General features: G+C 74.3%; 10 protein-coding genes and 1 pseudogene. 1 reads left to right on the top strand and 10 read right to left on the bottom strand.

Going from position 1 to position 15,958, the window contains the following annotated elements:
- From tmk to E1283_RS02795, 8 genes and pseudogenes are all read right to left on the bottom strand, one after another.
- Positions 1 to 2,674 (bottom strand): dTMP kinase (gene tmk / locus E1283_RS02760; protein ID WP_132816177.1); only part of this gene is annotated, 2,674 nt, incomplete at its 3' end.
- Positions 2,675 to 2,780: 106 nt separating this feature from the next.
- Positions 2,781 to 5,702, bottom strand: coding sequence for a type I DNA topoisomerase (topA, locus tag E1283_RS02765; protein WP_132816179.1), 2,922 nt, complete (start codon positions 5,700 to 5,702; stop codon positions 2,781 to 2,783).
- Positions 5,703 to 5,925: 223 nt separating this feature from the next.
- Positions 5,926 to 7,467: a DUF7059 domain-containing protein gene (locus tag E1283_RS02770; RefSeq protein WP_132816181.1), complete on the bottom strand. Its 1,542-nt coding sequence runs from the start codon at positions 7,465 to 7,467 to the stop codon at positions 5,926 to 5,928.
- A gap of 69 nt (positions 7,468 to 7,536) precedes the next feature.
- Entirely contained in the window at positions 7,537 to 8,259 is a 723-nt protein-coding gene (locus E1283_RS02775; RefSeq protein ID WP_132816183.1) for a small secreted protein, read from the bottom strand.
- A gap of 112 nt (positions 8,260 to 8,371) precedes the next feature.
- A pseudogene (locus E1283_RS39645) lies at positions 8,372 to 8,957 on the bottom strand (HNH endonuclease); the annotation flags it as partial.
- A 147-nt stretch (positions 8,958 to 9,104) separates the two neighbouring features.
- Positions 9,105 to 11,492 (bottom strand): sodium-translocating pyrophosphatase, encoded by a 2,388-nt coding sequence (locus E1283_RS02785; protein ID WP_132816184.1) that lies wholly within the window; start codon positions 11,490 to 11,492, stop codon positions 9,105 to 9,107.
- 275 nt (positions 11,493 to 11,767) lie between these two features.
- A complete protein-coding gene (locus E1283_RS02790) occupies positions 11,768 to 12,187 on the bottom strand; it encodes an ATP-binding protein (RefSeq protein ID WP_132816186.1) in 420 nt (139 codons plus the stop codon).
- A 154-nt stretch (positions 12,188 to 12,341) separates the two neighbouring features.
- On the bottom strand, positions 12,342 to 12,683 hold the full coding sequence (locus tag E1283_RS02795) for an STAS domain-containing protein (RefSeq protein WP_052847650.1): 342 nt from the start codon (positions 12,681 to 12,683) through the stop codon (positions 12,342 to 12,344).
- Positions 12,684 to 12,705: 22 nt separating this feature from the next.
- Between E1283_RS02795 and E1283_RS02800 the strand changes: the two genes are divergently transcribed.
- Positions 12,706 to 15,222, top strand: coding sequence for a DEAD/DEAH box helicase (locus E1283_RS02800; protein WP_132816188.1), 2,517 nt, complete (start codon positions 12,706 to 12,708; stop codon positions 15,220 to 15,222).
- Here the strand turns inward: E1283_RS02800 and E1283_RS02805 are convergent.
- Together E1283_RS02805 and E1283_RS02810 are read right to left on the bottom strand one after the other, a co-directional pair.
- Positions 15,219 to 15,650, bottom strand: a complete 432-nt coding sequence (locus E1283_RS02805; protein WP_132816190.1) for an Rv3654c family TadE-like protein — start codon at positions 15,648 to 15,650, stop codon at positions 15,219 to 15,221. The two genes, E1283_RS02800 and E1283_RS02805, sit on opposite strands and share 4 nt — an antisense overlap.
- The gene (locus tag E1283_RS02810; protein WP_341829904.1) at positions 15,634 to 15,924 is read right to left on the bottom strand and encodes a TadE family type IV pilus minor pilin; all 291 of its coding nucleotides are present in this window, start codon (positions 15,922 to 15,924) and stop codon (positions 15,634 to 15,636) included. The genes E1283_RS02805 and E1283_RS02810 overlap by 17 nt, the downstream gene beginning before the upstream one ends.
- Positions 15,925 to 15,958: the final 34 nt, after the last annotated feature.

Consider the following 15,958-nt stretch of genomic DNA (forward strand, 5'->3'; position numbering starts at 1 on the left):
CTGCGGGGCGGTGCGCCGGCGGCTGGGGGAGCTGCACCGTCTCGGCGTTGTCCGCCGCGGCGCGCCTGGCCTCCTCCTCGGCCCGCAGCAGGGCCTCCTCGGCCTTCCGCTGCTTCTCGAGCCGCCGGGCCTCGGCCTCGGCGCGCAGCCTGGCCTCCTCCTCGGCCGCCCGGCGGCGGCGCTCCTCCTCCTCGCGGAGCCGGCGCTCCTCCTCGGCACGCCGCCTGGCCTCCTCCTCGGCGCGGCGGCGCTCCTCCTCGGCACGACGACGGGCGTCCTCCTCGCGGAGCCTGACCTCCTCGGCGCGCCGGGCCTCCTCGACCCGCCGGCGCTCCTCGTCCTCGCGGCGCTTGCGCTCCTCCTCCTCGGCGCGCAGCCGGGCGAGCTCCTCCTGACGCTCGCGCTCCCGGCGCTCTTCCTCCTCCTTGCGCTGCCGCTCCTCCTCGGCGCGGCGGCGGGCCTCCTCCTCGGCCTTGCGCCGCGCCTCCTCGCGGGCGCGCAGCTCGGCCTCGGAGAGCGGGAGCATCTGGTCGAGGCGGTGGCGGGCCGCGGTGGTGACGGACTCCGGGTCCTGGCCGGCGTCGACCACCAGGTAGCGGGCCGGGTCGGCGGCGGCGAGCGCCAGGAAGCCGGCGCGCACCCGCTGGTGGAATTCGCTGGACTCGGACTCCAGGCGGTCGGGCGCTTCGGTGAAGCGCTCCCGCGCGGTCTCCGGGGAGACGTCGAGCAGGACCGTGAGGTGCGGCACGAGGCCGCCGGTGGCCCAGCGCGAGATGCGGGCGACCTCGGTGGGCGACAGGTCGCGGCCGGCGCCCTGGTAGGAGACGGACGAGTCGACGTAGCGGTCGGTGATGACCACCGCGCCGCGCTCCAGCGCGGGGCGGATGACGGTCTCCACGTGCTCGGCGCGGTCGGCCGCGTAGAGCAGGGCCTCGGCCTGGTGCGAGAGACCGCCGGACGAGACGTCGAGCAGGATGGAGCGGAGCCGCTGCCCGATCGGGGTCGCGCCGGGCTCCCGGGTGACCACGACCTCGTGGCCCTTGGCCCTGATCCACTCGGCCAGCTTGTCGACCTGGGTGGACTTGCCCGCGCCGTCGCCGCCCTCGACGGCGATGAAGAAGCCGGACTCGGCCTGGCCGGAGGGCGGTTCGACGTTGCGCCGGACCGCGTCGGCCAGGTCGCGGCGGAACGGGACGCCGCGCCGGTCGTCGGTGCGGCCGAGCACGACGGCGGCCACCGGCAGCAGCAGGGCGCCGACGATCATCAGGGTGAAGGCGGCGCCGCCGTGCTGGATGACGAAGTCGCCGCGCTCGACGCGGTGCGGGCCGATCAGCCCGGCGGCCAGCGGCGCGGCGACGGCGGCCAGCGCGATCGCGACCCGGACCACCGCGTTCAGGTGGCGGGTGAGCTCGGGCCGGCGGAACTCCTCGGTCTCCTGGTCGAGCAGCACATGACCGGTGTTGGCGGCGATGCCGGCGACCACGCCGGTGGCGAGCGCCGTGAACAGCACCGTGGCCGGGTCGGCGATCATGCCCACGCCGAACAGGCCGAGCCCGGTCAGCGCCAGGGTCAGCGCGAAGAGACGCCGGCGGGAGAGCGCCGGCACGGTGAGGGGCGCCAGCCGCACGCCGGCGGCCACGCCCCCGGTGAGGCCGAGCACCAGCAGCCCGAAGGAGACCGGGCCGCCGCCGAACTCCAGGGCGCGCAGCGCGCCGAGCGCCACCGCGGCCGCCACGGCCGCCGCGACCGAGGCGCAGCCGAGCACCAGCACCGGGATGGCGCCGGTGCGGCCCTTGTCGGGGGCGGTGCCGGCGGCCGGCCGGCGCAGGCCCTCGAGCGGGGAGAGCGGCCGGCGCGGGTCGGCCGCCGGCAGCTCCATCGTGATGAGGACGGAGATGGCGGCGGCGAAGAAGCCGGCGGCGACGTAGGAGGCGAGCGCCGCCTGGTGGGTGCCGAACCAGTCGAGCGCGGTGGCCAGCAGGTTGCTCACCAGCGAGGCGGCGACCAGCGCGACGGCCGCCGTCGGCAGCGCCAGGTAGCCGCCGCGCAGCCAGAGGCGGCGCAGCGCCTCGCGGTGGTCGGGCAGCGGGCGGACGGCCGCGCCCTCGGGCGGCGGCGGGGGCAGCAGCGCGGGAGCGACGCCGTCCCGCGCGGTGGTCCAGGCGCTCTCGGCGACGCCGAGCAGGAAGACGGTGGCCAGCAGGTAGGCGTAGGCGCTGTCCGGCGTCCAGTCGATCCAGAGCGGCGCGACGATCAGCAGGACGGCGCGGACGCCGTCGAGGGCGACCATCGTCCAGCGCCGGTCGAGTGGCCCGGCCGGCGACAGCAGGCCGGCGACGGGGCCGAGGAGCAGGACGCCGGCCAGCGCGGTGGCGACCAGCCGGACGGCGAACACGACGGTGACGGCGAGCGCGACCCCCCGGTACTCGCCGCCGAACAGCGGCTCACCGCCGCCCTCCGGCACGTGCAGGGCGGCCTGCACGCTGAGCAGGACGAGGGCGAGCAGCGCCAGCGCGTCGCCCGCGGCGCCGCTCAGCTGGGCCTCCCAGAGCCGGCGCAGCGCGGGGACCTGGAGCAGCGCCCGCCTGGCGCGCTCGCGCGAGTCGGCGGCGAGCGCCTCGTCGGCGGCGCCGTCGGCCGGGTCGACGACCTGTGGTTGCTCTGCTCGCGTCATTCGGCCAGCGTAACGTTCGCCACCGACAGCCAGCGCACCCACCCGAACATTTGCCAGGGCAACGAGGGCGCGGCCGGACGTCGTTGCGCCCCGCGGGACCCGGCCGCTACGCGCCCGGGTCCGTGGCCGTGGAGTTCTCCGCCGCGCCGCCGGAACCGGTGGTCTTCCTCGCCGCCGAGGTCTTTGCGGTCGCCGCCTTCTTGGTGGCCGCCTTCTTCGTGGTCGTCTTGGCGGTGGTCTTCTTGGTCGCGGTCTTGGCGGCGGCCGTCTTGGCGGCGGCGGTCTTGGCGGCCGTCTTCTTCGCCGGCGCCTTCTTGGCCGGCGCCTTCTTGGCCGCCTTCTTGGCGGTCTTCTTCGCCGGCGCCTTGGCCCGCTTCTCCGCCAGCAGCTCGTAGCCGCGCTCGGCCGTGATCGTCTCGGGGTCGTCGTCCCGCCGGAGCGTCGCGTTGGTCTCGCCGTCGGTGACGTACGGGCCGAACCTGCCGTCCTTGACGACCACCGGACGCCCCGTCACCGGGTCCTCGCCCAGCTCCTTGAGCGGCGGCTTGGCCGCCGCCCGGCCGCGCTGCTTGGGCTGGGCGTAGAGCGCCAGCGCCTCCTCGAGCGTGACCGTGAAGAGCTGCTCCTCGGTCGCCAGCGACCGGGAGTCCGTCCCCTTCTTGAGGTAGGGGCCGTAGCGCCCGTTCTGCGCGGTGATCTCGGCGCCCGACTCGGGATCGACGCCGACCACCCGCGGCAGCGAGAGCAGCCGCAGCGCGTCCTCCAGCGTGACGGTGTCGAGCGCCATGGACTTCAGCAGCGAGGCGGTGCGCGGCTTCACCGCGTTCTTGCCGGTCTTCGGCGTGTCCTCGGGCAGCACCTCGGTGACGTAGGGGCCGTAGCGCCCGTCCCTGGCGACGATCGGGCGACCGGAGGCGGGGTCGGTGCCCAACTCGAAGTCGCCGCTCGGCCGGGCGAGCAGCTCCTTGGCCAGGTCCACGGTCAGCTCGTCCGGCGGCAGGTCCTCGGGGACGTCGGACCGCTTGCCCGGCTCGCCGGGCTCGGCGCCCGGCTCCGGCGGCGCCTCGACGTAGGGGCCGTAGCGGCCGACCCGCAGCACGATGCCGTCGCCCACCGGGAAGGACGAGATCTCCCGGGCGTCGATCGCGCCCAGGTCGGTGACCAGCTCCTTGAGGCCGCCGAGGTGGTCGCCGTCCCCGTTGCCCGCGTCGGCGGCGAGCCCGGCGGCGCCGGCCTGGCCGTTCTCGCCGAAGTAGAAGCGGCGCAGCCACGGCACGGCCTCGGCGTCGCCGGTGGCGATGCGGTCGAGGTCGTCCTCCATCTTGGCCGTGAAGTCGTAGTCGACCAGGCGACCGAAGTGTCGTTCCAGCAGGTTGACGACGGCGAAGGAGAGGAAGGAGGGGACCAGCGCGGTGCCCTTCTTGAACACGTAGTGCCGGTCGAGGATGGTGCCGATGATCGAGGCGTAGGTGGAGGGACGGCCGATCTCGCGGTCCTCCAGCTCCTTGACGAGCGTGGCCTCGGTGTAGCGGGCCGGCGGCTTGGTGGCGTGGCCGTCCGGCGTGATGGCGCGGGCGGTGAGCGGGTCGCCCTCGGCGACCTGCGGCAGCCGGCGCTCGCGGTCGTCGACGTCGGCGCCCGGGTCGTCCACGCTCTCCACGTACGCCTTGAGGAAGCCGTGGAAGGTGATCACCTTGCCGGTCGCGCTGAACTCGCAGTCCCGCCCGTCGGCGCTGGTGCCGCCGACGCGCACGACGACCGAGTGGCCGACGGCGTCCTTCATCTGCGAGGCGACGGTGCGCTTCCAGATCAGCTCGTAGAGCCGGTACTGCTCGCCCCTGAGGCCCGTCTCGGCCGGGGTGCGGAACCGGTCGCCCGAGGGGCGGATCGCCTCGTGCGCCTCCTGGGCGTTCTTGACCTTGCTGGAGTAGACGCGCGGCCGGTCCGGCAGGTAGTCCGCGCCGTAGAGCTGGGCGACCTGGGCGCGGGCGGCGCTGACGGCGGTGTCGGACAGCGTGGTGGAGTCCGTCCGCATGTAGGTGATGAAGCCGTTCTCGTAGAGGCGCTGGGCGACCTGCATGGTCGCCTTGGCGCCCATGCCGAGCTTGCGCGACGCCTCCTGCTGGAGCGTGGTGGTGCGGAACGGCGCGTAGGGCGAGCGGCGGTAGGGCTTGGACTCGACGGAGCGCACGGCGAACGTGGTGTCCGCCAGCGCGCGCGCCAGGGCGCGCGCGGTCTCCTCGCTCAACGCCTCGACCTGCCCGGGGTGCCGCAGCTGGCCGTCCGGTCCGAAGTCGCGGCCCTGGGCCACCCGGCGGCCGTCGACGGCGGCGAGCCGCGCGTCGAACGCGTCGCCGCCCGGCACGGTGGCGAAGGTGCCGGTCAGGTCCCAGTACTCGGCGGAGCGGAACGCGATCCGCTCGCGCTCCCGCTCGACCACGAGGCGGGTGGCGACGGACTGCACGCGGCCGGCGGAGAGCCGCGGCATGACCTTCTTCCACAGCACCGGCGAGACCTCGTAGCCGTAGAGGCGGTCGAGGATGCGGCGGGTCTCCTGGGCCTCGACGAGCAGCTGGTTGAGCTCGCGCGGGTTGTTCACGGCCTGCCGGATGGCGTCCCTGGTGATCTCGTGGAAGACCATGCGGCGCACCGGCACCTTGGGCTTGAGCACCTCCTTGAGGTGCCAGGCGATGGCCTCGCCCTCGCGGTCCTCGTCCGTGGCGAGGTAGAGCTCGTCGGAGTCGGCCAGCAGCTCCTTGAGCTTCCTGACCTGGTCGCGCTTGTCGCTGTTGACGACGTACAGCGGCTCGAAGTCCTCGTCGACGTTCACCCCGAGGCGGGCCCAGGGCTCGCTCTTGTACTTGGCGGGCACCTCCGCGGCGCCGCTCGGCAGGTCGCGGATGTGCCCGACGCTCGCCTCGACCACATAGCCGGGGCCGAGGTAACCCTTGATCGTCTTCGCCTTCGCGGGCGACTCGACGATCACAAGTCGGCGTCCGCCGTTCGCGGTCTCGCTGGTCGGGGACAACTCTCGCTCTTCTCTCCTGCCCGGGGAACGTACTGACGGTGCGGAGTGTGACGGTACATCCCCGCTTCGTGTCAAACGGGAAAACCCCGCAACGCATCTCGAACGGTAACCCGAGATCAGCCATTCCCGCCGCCCGGAGGCACCCACCGGGTCGTCAGCGAACGGTCACGAGGGCCGCGATCCGTCACTGATCGTGGCCTTCGACGGCCGTTCCACCGTCTCGCTACGGCCGCTCGGGGACGAGAAATCCCTGTTCAACGAGGGGACGCAGCCAGTCGGCCGCCCCGGCACGGAGCGTGATCGGGTCTTCGCCGAGCAGATGGGCGATGGCATCCACGATCGCGCCCGCGACGAGTGTTCCGTCACAGCCGCCGGCGAATCCCGCGCCGACGGTGTCCATGGCGCGGGCGCGGAGCATGCCGTGCCGCTGCCGCAGCACCACGTGCTCCGGATCCTCGGCGCCGGGGCTGCCGAGCTGTTCCTGGACGATGCCGTCGGCGAGCAGGTAGCGGTGCCGGAGCAGGGCGGCGTCGTCATTGGCGCGAAGGAACTCCTGCCGTTCGAAGTGCGCTCGCACGCCCCCGCCCAGCGGCTGTTCGACGCTGTGCGGCCAGTCCTCGACGGTGATGGTGGGGTCGGTGGTGCCGGTGTGCCGCAGGGTGATCCAGCCGAAGCCGACGGCCTCGGTGCGGCGGGCGGCGAACTCGTCGAGCCAGGCGTCGTAGGCCGCGGCGTAGGCGGCCGGGTCGCCGCGGTGCGCGCCGGCGTCGCGCAGCCACAGCTCGGCGTACTCGGTGACGTCCTGCCGCTCGCGCTGCACGATCCAGGCGTCGCAGCCGGGCGGCACCCAGGCGGCGACGCGTTCCCGCCAGTCCTCGCCCGAGACGTGCTGCCAGTTGGCGAGGAGTTGGCACCAGCCGCCGTCGGTGAGGTGGGCGGCGGACTGCTTGACGAGGCGTCGGCAGAGCTCGTCCCCGCCGAGCCCGCCCTCGCGGTAGGTGAGCGCCGTGCCGTCGTCGCCGGTGGGCGGGGCGATGACGAAGGGCGGGTTGGAGACGATCAGGTCGAACCCCGGCTCGTCGTCCACGGGTTCGAAGAGCGAGCCCTGGCGGAACGAGGCGGCCGGCGCGCCGGAGAGCGCGAGGGTCGCGGCGGCCGTCCGCAGCGCGCGCGGGTTGACGTCGGTGGCGGTGACATGGCCGGCGTGCTGGGCGGCGTGCAGGGCCTGGACGCCGCTGCCGGTGCCGAGGTCGAGGGCGCGGCCGACGGGCTCGCGGACGGTCAACTGGGCGAGGGTGGCGGAGGCGCCGCCGACGCCGAGGACGACGTCGGGGCGGCGACCGGCCGCCCCGGCGGCGCCGCCCACGGCGCAGCCGAGGTCGGAGACGATCCACCAGTGCCGGCCCTCGGGCCCGGCGTAGGGGCGCGCGTCGACGGTCGCGCGCAGCTCGTCGCCGTCGGGCGCCAGCCAGCCGTCACCGAGCGCCGTGTCGAGGGCCGTCGCCGGGAGCGCGGCGGCGGCGCGGGCGCGCGGGACGGCGTCCTGGAGCAGGAAGAGCCGGACGAGGGTGGCCAGCGGTCCTTCGTCCCCGCGGAGGGCGCGCCGCGCGGGGACGGTCTCGCCGCGGGCGAGGGCGGCGTGGGCGGGCGTGCCGAGGAGTTCGGCGAGGCCGTCGGCGGTGAAGGAGGCCGCGAGCAGCGCCTCCCGCAGGCGGGCGGTGCCCGGTCCTGGGGTGGGGAGTCCGGTGTTGGTCACGGGACCCATTGTGCGGACACGGCGCGGACCGGCCGCCGGGGGCCGGTCCGCGCGAGGGTTCGGTGGTCGGGCCGCGCCTCAGCCGTCGGCGCCGTCGAGTTCGGTGCCCGGCTGGTCGCCGCTCCCGTCCTCCGTGTTCTGGTTCTCGGCGTCCTCGGCCGAGTCCGCGTTCTCGTCCTGTGCCTCGCCGCCGTCGCCGTCCTCGCCGCCCTCGCCGCCCTCCGCGTCGGTGGACTCGTCCGAGCCGCCGCTCGGGACCTCGGCGGGGCGCTGGCAGCCCTCCTGGCGGGCCATGGCCTGCCCGAGTTCGCCGGACTGGAGTTCGTTGAGCGCCTCGTCGCCGCTCTGGCCCAGCTCCTGGAGCTGGCCGGCGACGCCCTGCAGGCCATCGGCGAACGCGGCCTGGTCGGAGGTGTCGAGGCCGTCGACGGTCTCCTGGAGGGCGGCGTACGACTCGGAGATGGCGCGGAGTTCGGACACCGCGTCCTGGCGCAGCTGGGCGCCCTCGTCCACCGGCGGGTCGCCGGCGGCGTCGACCGCGTCGGCGAGCGAGGCGTAGGCCGCGGAGATGTCCTGGAACGCCGCGGAGTCCGCCGCCTGTACGTCGGCCGGGGCGCGGTCGCCGGCGCTGGCGTCCGTGATGGCCGCGTTGGCCGCCTGGATCTGGGACACCTGGGGCTGGACCTCGTCGCAGACGTTCTTGGCCCACTCGTCGGTCTGCGCACCGCTGTCGTCACCGCAGGCGGACAGCGTGACCATGAGGGCCGCACTGCTCGTCAGTACCAGCGCGAGCTTCTTCATCACCGTTTCTCGTCCCTTCGTGCCACGGGGGCGCTGGGCGCGAACTTACACGCAGGGCTTCCCTCGTCCGAGTGACGGCCGGTGCGGTTTTCCGGGATTGTAGCCATTTGCACTACCGGCCGGGGCGGCCGGCGAGCGTCGGGCCGCCCTTGAACACCTGTGTGTCATGCCACTCCACGAACCGCTCCGCCGGGGCCTCGTCGGCCCGCCGCGGCACGGTGAGCGGCTCGCCGTCCAGGTCGACCACCGCCAACCCGGCCGGTCCGCGTGCCACATGGAGCGCGGAGACCCGGATCCGCCGCTCCGCCGTGAGGCCGAGCACCCCGAGGTCGAAAAGCGTGTGATGAAGCGAACAACAGAGCGCGAGCGCGTTCGACAGCTCGTCGGGCCCGTCCCGGCTGTGCCAGCGGACGTGGGCCGCCTCGACCCCGACCGGGTCGCGGCCGAGCGCCCCGTCGAAGCCGCGACACCGCGCAGGCGTACGCGTAGGCGCGCAGCACCGACTCGGCGAAGTCGGGCTGCCGTTGCCGGCCGGGGCGGCCGCGCCGCGACCGGTCGGGGTCCGCGACCAGGCGCAGCGTCGCCTCCTCCAGGGTGGTCGGGTCGAGGCCGGCGGCGGCGAGGATCGCGGGTTCCAGGGCCGGGATGACGTGCTGGTCGAGGAGCAGCCGGACGGCCGTCACGGGCATGCCGGGCTCCGGGACGTCGGTGGCGAGCGGCGAAGCGCCCCACCGGCCACAGCGGGAACAGTGGCTGGTGGGGCGCTCGGCCAGCCTGGCACAGCCGGCCAAGAGGCCGGCCGCGCAGGCGACTTCGGGGTTCGGTCGGGGGTGGATGGGGTCGGGTCAGGTGGTGCGCTCGGCGGTGCGGCCGGACGCCGGGGTGGCGGGCGTGCCCTCACCGGCCCCGCCGCCCTCGCCGCCCTCGCCGTCCTCGCTGTCGTCGACGGCGATGCCGCGGCGGCGCGAGATGTGCACGGCGACGACGATGACGAGCAGCGCCGCCAGGGCCAGCACCGCGCGGACCGGCGCGTTGGCGTCCTCGCCGTAGGAGAGCGTGATCACCGCGGGAGCGATCAGCAGCGCCACCAGGTTCATCACCTTGAGCAGCGGGTTGATGGCCGGGCCCGCGGTGTCCTTGAACGGGTCGCCGACCGTGTCGCCGATGACGGTGGCCGCGTGGGCCTCGCTGCCCTTGCCGCCGTGGTGACCGTCCTCGACCAGCTTCTTGGCGTTGTCCCAGGCCCCTCCCGAGTTGGCGAGCAGCACGGCCATCAGGATGCCGGCGCCGATGGCCCCGGCCAGGAACGAGCCGAGCGCGCCGACGCCGAGCCCGAAGCCGACCGCGATCGGGGCCATCACGGCGAGCAGCCCCGGGGTGGTCAGCTCGCGCAGCGAGTCGCGGGTGCAGATGTCGACGACCTTGCCGTACTCCGGCTTCTCCGAGAAGTCCATGATCCCCGGGTGGTCGCGGAACTGGCGGCGCACCTCGTAGACGACGGAGCCGGCGGAGCGGGAGACCGCGTTGACCGCCAGGCCGGCGAAGAGGAAGACCACGGCGGCGCCGATGATCAGCCCGACCAGGTTGTTCGGTTGCGATATGTCGAGGCTGAGGCCGGTCTCGCCCAGCAGCTCGCCGGCGGGTACGTCGATGTCGGCGATGGCCTCGGCGATCGCGTCCCGGTAGGAGCCGAAGAGCGCGGCCGCCGCGAGGACGGCGGTGGCGATGGCGATGCCCTTGGTGACGGCCTTGGTGGTGTTGCCGACCGCGTCGAGCTCGGTGAGCACCCGGGCGCCGTCGCCGGAGACGTCGCCCGACATCTCGGCGATGCCCTGCGCGTTGTCGGCGACCGGGCCGAAGGTGTCCATGGCGACGATGACGCCCACGGTGGTCAGCAGGCCGGTGCCGGCGAGGGCGACCGCGAAGAGCGCGAGCATGATGGTGCTGCCGGCCAGCACGAACGCGGCGTAGACGCTGAGCGCGACCAGCAGCGCGGTGTAGACGGCGGACTCGAGGCCGAGGGAGAAGCCGGAGAGCACGACGGTCGCCGGGCCGGTGCGCGAGGTCTTGCCGATGTCCCGCACGGGGCGGCGGCTCGGCTCGGTGAAGTAGCCGGTGAGCTGCTGGATCAGCACGGCCAGCACGATGCCGATGGCGACCGCGGCGAGCGCGAAGAGCCGGGGGTCGGCGTCGTGCGCGAGGATGGTGGCGTCGTTGACGCCGTCGAGGTCGGCGAAGCTGTCGGGAAGGTACGCGAAGGCGGCGACGGCCACCAGCACGAGGGAGATGCCGGCGGAGGCGAAGAAGCCGCGGTTGATGGCCGTCATGCCGGTGCGGTCGCCGCTCCGGGGGGCGACCAGGAAGATGCCGGCCATGGCCGTCAGCACGCCGATGCCGGGCACCAGCAGCGGGAAGGCGAGGCCGGCGTCGCCGAAGGCGACGGTGCCGAGGATCAGCGCGGCGACGAGGGTGACGGCGTAGGACTCGAAGAGGTCGGCGGCCATCCCGGCGCAGTCGCCCACGTTGTCGCCGACGTTGTCCGCGATGGTCGCGGCGTTGCGCGGGTCGTCCTCCGGGATGCCCTGCTCCACCTTGCCCACCAGGTCGGCGCCCACGTCGGCGGCCTTGGTGAAGATGCCGCCGCCGACCCGCATGAACATCGCGATCAGCGCCGCGCCGAGCCCGAAGCCCTCCAGAACCCGGGGCGCGTCGGCCGCGTAGACCAGGACCACGCAGGAGGCGCCGAGCAGGCCGAGGCCGACGGTGCACATGCCGACGACGCCGCCGGTGCGGAAGGCGATGCGCATCGCCGTCTCCCGGCCCGACTCCCGCGCCGCCGCGGCCACCCTGACATTGCTCCGCACCGCCAGCCACATTCCGAGATATCCGGTGGCCGCCGAGAATGCCGCGCCGACCACGAAGAACACGGAACGGCCGAGTCGCTGCCCCAGGTCGTCGGCCGGCAACGCGAGCAGCAGAAGGACCACGGCGACGGCGAAGAACGCGAGGGTCCTTAACTGGCGCGCGAGATAGGCGTTGGCACCCTCCTGGACTGCGGCGGCGATGCGCCGCATGTTCTCGGTGCCTTCGCCGGCGGCGAGCACCTGTCTCACCAGTACGAACGCGACGCCCAGGGCCGCAAGCGCGACCACCGCGACCACCACGACGAGGCCCCGGTTGCCGCCCGTGAGCTCGGCGGCCTCGGCTGCCTGCGTGAGATATGGATGTGCCATTCGTCCTCCTTGACGCTCAGGCGCTGATCCGAAAACAGACAGACGAGGCCGGAGTGTAGAGAGGCGTTCGACATCAAGACAGGGGCCGGGAAGGGGAATTCCCGTGAATGCGCGAGCCCGGCGGCGAAATGATCACCACCGGGCCACGGGAATCGAAGATCGATATCGAAGATCACATAGCGGGTCGACCGGAAGATCAACCGAAAGATCGAATTCGCGAATTCCCTGCTCAGCCGGGGACCGGGAGCGGAACCGGGGCGGGAACCCGGGGTCGATCAGGGAACGACGGCGGTGGCGGTGGGCCAGCTCATCCGGATCTTGCCGCCGTGCGCGTCGGCGATGACCTCGACGTCGTCGACCAGACCACTGATCACGGCGAGACCGAGTTCGTCCGTGCCCTCGGCCGCCTCAGAGGCCGACTGGTCCCGTGCGGTGGGGACCGTGCTCGGGGCGTCGTCGCCGACCTCGATGGAGAACGACTTCTCCCCCTCGGTCAGCGCCACCCGCACGGGGCTGGTCAGCCCGTGCAGGGCGTGCAGGCCCACGGCGCGGCTGCACGCCTCGCCGACGGCGAGCCGCAGCTCGTCGAGCACCGACTCGTCCACCCCGGCGCGACGGGCGACCGCCGCGGCCACCAGCCGGGCGGTGCGCACATGCTCCGGCGACGCGCTGAAGCGAAGTTCCACGGTGGCCATGGCATCCCCCTCGATCGTGCGGGCACACGCCGCCCCGGCGGCGACACGGAGGATGCCGAACGCGTCGGCACCACCGAGGCCGGGGCGGTCACCTGATCATTCTTACGCGGTCAGCGGCGCGGCCCCGCGGGGGGGCCGGCGCGCTGACGGCGCCTCAGTCGGTGGCCGCGATGGCCTCGTCCACGGACTCGTGGATGGGAAACACCTTGGTCAGGCCGGTGATCCGGAAGATCTTGAGAATGCGCTCCTGGTTGCACACCAGCCGCAGCGAACCCTCCTGGGCCCGAACCCGCTTCAGGCCACCGACCAGCACGCCGAGACCGGTCGAGTCGAGGAAGTCGACGCGCTCCATGTCCACCACCAGATGGTGGTTGCCATCGTTGACGAGCTCAACCAGTTGTTCGCGCAACTTGGGCGCGGTGTATACGTCAATCTCGCCGCCTACCTCAACGACCGTACGGTCGCCAACGGTCCGGGTCGACAGGGACAGGTCCACGGACTCCTCCAGCACCTTGCTAATGAGCGGCGCCCCCCATGGATCGGCAGCCGCCAGGGCATTCAACCACTTACCGCCTGCCCAGCACGACGTCTTACAGCCATTGTCCGTCAGACCAGTGACAGACTCGGGGGCGATGTCCCCGATGCACCGACCGCCAGACGAGGGCGAGAACGACGGCCGACGGCCGTCGCCGCGGGCTGTCCTCGACCGCCTGGGCGGCCACCGCGACCGGGCCGAGCGGATCACCCACACGGAGCACGTGCCCGCCAGGTCGGGAAGCCATGCCGACTGGCCGGACGAGATACGACCCGAGGTCGTCGCGGCCGTGGCGGCGGCCGGCATCGAGCGGCCCTGGGCGCACCAGGCCCGCACCGCCCGGCACGCGCTGGGCGGCGAGTCGGTGGTGGTCGCGACCGGCACCGCGTCCGGCAAGTCGCTCTCCTACCAGGTGCCGGTGCTCGACGCGCTGCTCGACGCGGCCGCCGGCCCCGGACCCGGGCGCCGGGAGGCGACGGCCCTGTATCTCGCGCCGACCAAGGCCCTGGCCGCCGACCAGCTGCGGGCGATACGCCGGCTGGCCGCACCGCTCGGCACCGCCGTGCGGCCCGCCGTCTACGACGGGGACACCCCGCACGAGGAACGCGCCTGGGCCAGGGAGCACGCCAACGTGCTGCTGACCAATCCGGACATGCTGCACCGCGGGCTGCTGCCCGGGCACCGCCGCTGGTCCTCCTTCCTGCGTGCCCTGCGCTATGTGGTGATCGACGAGTGCCACGTCTACCGGGGGGTGTTCGGCTCGCACGTGGCCCAGGTGTTGCGCCGGCTACGGCGGGTGTGCGCGCACTACGGCGCCGAGCCGGTGTTCCTGCTGGCCTCGGCCACGACCGCCGAGCCGGCCGTGGCCGCCGGCCGGCTGACCGGGCTCCCGGTGGTCGAGGTGACCGAGGACGCCTCGCCGCGCGGCGAGCTGGTGTTCGCCCTCTGGGAGCCGCCGCTGACCGAGGCGCGCGGGGAGCGCGGCGCGCCGGTGCGCCGCACGGCCACCGCCGAGACCGCCGAACTGCTGACCGACCTGGCGCTCCAGGAGGTCCGCACCGTCGCCTTCGTGCGCTCCCGGCGCGGCGCCGAGCTGATCGCGCTGATCGCCCAGGAGCGGCTCGCCGAGGTGGACCGGGCGCTGGCCGGGCGGGTGGCGGCCTATCGCGGCGGCTATCTCCCGGAGGAGCGCCGGGACCTGGAGCGGGCCCTGCACGGCGGCGAGCTGCTCGGCCTGGCGGCCACCACCGCGCTGGAGCTCGGCGTCGACGTGGCCGGCCTGGACGCGGTGCTGCTGGCCGGCTATCCGGGGACCAGGGCGTCGCTGTGGCAGCAGGCGGGCCGGGCCGGCCGGCAGCGGCAGGGCGCGCTGGCCGTGCTGGTGGCCCGTGACGACCCGCTGGACACCTATCTGGTGCACCATCCGGACGCGCTGTTCCGGCAGCCGGTGGAGAGCACCGTGCTCGACCCGGGCAACCCGTACGTGCTGGCCCCGCACCTGTGCGCGGCCGCTGCCGAACTCCCGCTGACCGAGCCGGACTTCGCCGGCGACTCGGCGCTGTTCGGCGCGGCGGCCGGCGAGCTGCTGCCCAAGCTCGCCGCCCGCTCGCTGCTGCGCCGGCGCGGTTCGTCCTGGTACTGGACCCGACGGGAGCGGCCGGCCGACCTGGTGGACATCCGCGGCTCGGGCGGCGACCCGGTGCGGGTGGTGGAGGCGGAGACCGGCCGGCTGCTCGGCACCGTGGACGCGGCGGCCGCGCACGGCACCGTGCACGACGGGGCCGTCCACCTGCACCAGGGGCGCAGCTATGTGGTCAGGGAGCTGAACCTGACCGACTCGGTGGCGCTGGTGGAGGCGGCCGACCCGCCCTGGAGCACCTCGGCCCGGGAGGTGACCGAACTCACGGTGCTGGAGACCGACACCGAGACGCCCTGGGGGGACGCGCGGCTGTGCTTCGGCTCCGTCGAGGTCACCCACCAGGTGGTCTCCTATCTGCGGCGCCGGCTGATCAGCGGCGAGGTGCTCGGCGAGACCCGGCTCGACCTGCCGCCCAGGACGCTGCGGACCCGCGCGGTGTGGTGGACCATGACCGAGGACCAGCTGGACGCGGCCAGGATCACCCCGGAGATCCTGGCCGGCTCGCTGCACGCGGCCGAGCACGCGGCGATCGGGATGCTGCCGCTGTTCGCCACCTGTGACCGCTGGGACATCGGCGGCGTCTCCACCGCGCTGCACCCGGACACCCTGCTGCCCACGGTCTTCGTGCACGACGGCCACCCGGGCGGCGCCGGCTTCGCCGAGCGCGCCTTCCACACCGCCCGGCGGTGGCTGGCCGCGACCCGGGACGCGATCGCCGCCTGCGAGTGCCGGAGCGGCTGCCCGTCCTGCATCCAGTCGCCCAAGTGCGGCAACGGCAACGAGCCGCTGCACAAGAGGGGCGCCATCCGGGTGTTGACCGAACTGCTGCGCGGAGCCGAGGCGGCGGCCGAGGCCCGTTAGCCGGCCGAGGACGGTGGGCCGGTCGAGGACGGCGGGCCCGGCGGCGTCGGCCCGGCTGGTGGCCGGCGCCGCCCCGACGGCCTCGGAGCCCGGCGGCCCGGCCCGGGCGCGGGCCCGCACCGTGTACGGGCCCGCGGCGGCGCGACCTCGCCGGTGAGCTGGCAGCGGGTCAGCCGCGCTCCCTGCCGGCCGGCCACCCGATCGGCCAGCGCGCAGGCGGCCTCGGCACCGGACAGCGCCCGCTCCGCGGCGGCCAGGGCCGCGAGGTCGGCGGCGGTCGCCGCCCGCTGCCGCGCCGCCATCACCTGCCCGAGGGCCAGCACCACGCCGAACACCAGGCACAGCACCGCCACCGAGCACGCCGCGAAAACGGTGCCCGAGCCCCGGTCGCCCGCCCGGGGCCGGCGGCGGTCAGCCGGGCTCGGCATGGGCCACCGCCTCCCCCGTCACCGGCAGCGCCAACGGCCCGGGGCCCAGGGCCCTGGCCGTCACCACGACCCGGTGCAACTCGCCGTCGCGCTCGATCCGCACCTCAGCGCCGTCGGGAGCCGCGGCCCTGGCCACGTCGTCGGCGACGGCCGCCGGCTCCCCGCGGGCCACGGCACGCGCCCCGGCCCTGGCCGCGTCACCGCACCGCAGCTGGACCGTGACCGCCCCCAGGCCCCACAACAGCATGCCCAGGAGCAGAACCAGCGCGGGCACCGCCACGGCACTCTCCGTCGTGACGTAGCCCCGG

Source organism: Streptomyces hainanensis (genome assembly GCF_004348415.1).
GTDB lineage: Bacteria > Actinomycetota > Actinomycetes > Streptomycetales > Streptomycetaceae > Streptomyces > Streptomyces hainanensis.

What these genes read in the sequence shown, in the direction of transcription:
- E1283_RS02805 (WP_132816190.1), bottom strand. Translation starts at nt 15,650, where the DNA reads ATGCCGAGCCCGGCTGACCGCCGCCGGCCCCGGGCGGGCGACCGGGGC.
- E1283_RS02800 (WP_132816188.1), top strand. Translation starts at nt 12,706, where the DNA reads ATGAGCGGCGCCCCCCATGGATCGGCAGCCGCCAGGGCATTCAACCAC.
- E1283_RS02775 (WP_132816183.1), bottom strand. Translation starts at nt 8,259, where the DNA reads ATGAAGAAGCTCGCGCTGGTACTGACGAGCAGTGCGGCCCTCATGGTC.
- E1283_RS02770 (WP_132816181.1), bottom strand. Translation starts at nt 7,467, where the DNA reads ATGGGTCCCGTGACCAACACCGGACTCCCCACCCCAGGACCGGGCACC.
- E1283_RS02785 (WP_132816184.1), bottom strand. Translation starts at nt 11,492, where the DNA reads ATGGCACATCCATATCTCACGCAGGCAGCCGAGGCCGCCGAGCTCACG.
- E1283_RS02790 (WP_132816186.1), bottom strand. Translation starts at nt 12,187, where the DNA reads ATGGCCACCGTGGAACTTCGCTTCAGCGCGTCGCCGGAGCATGTGCGC.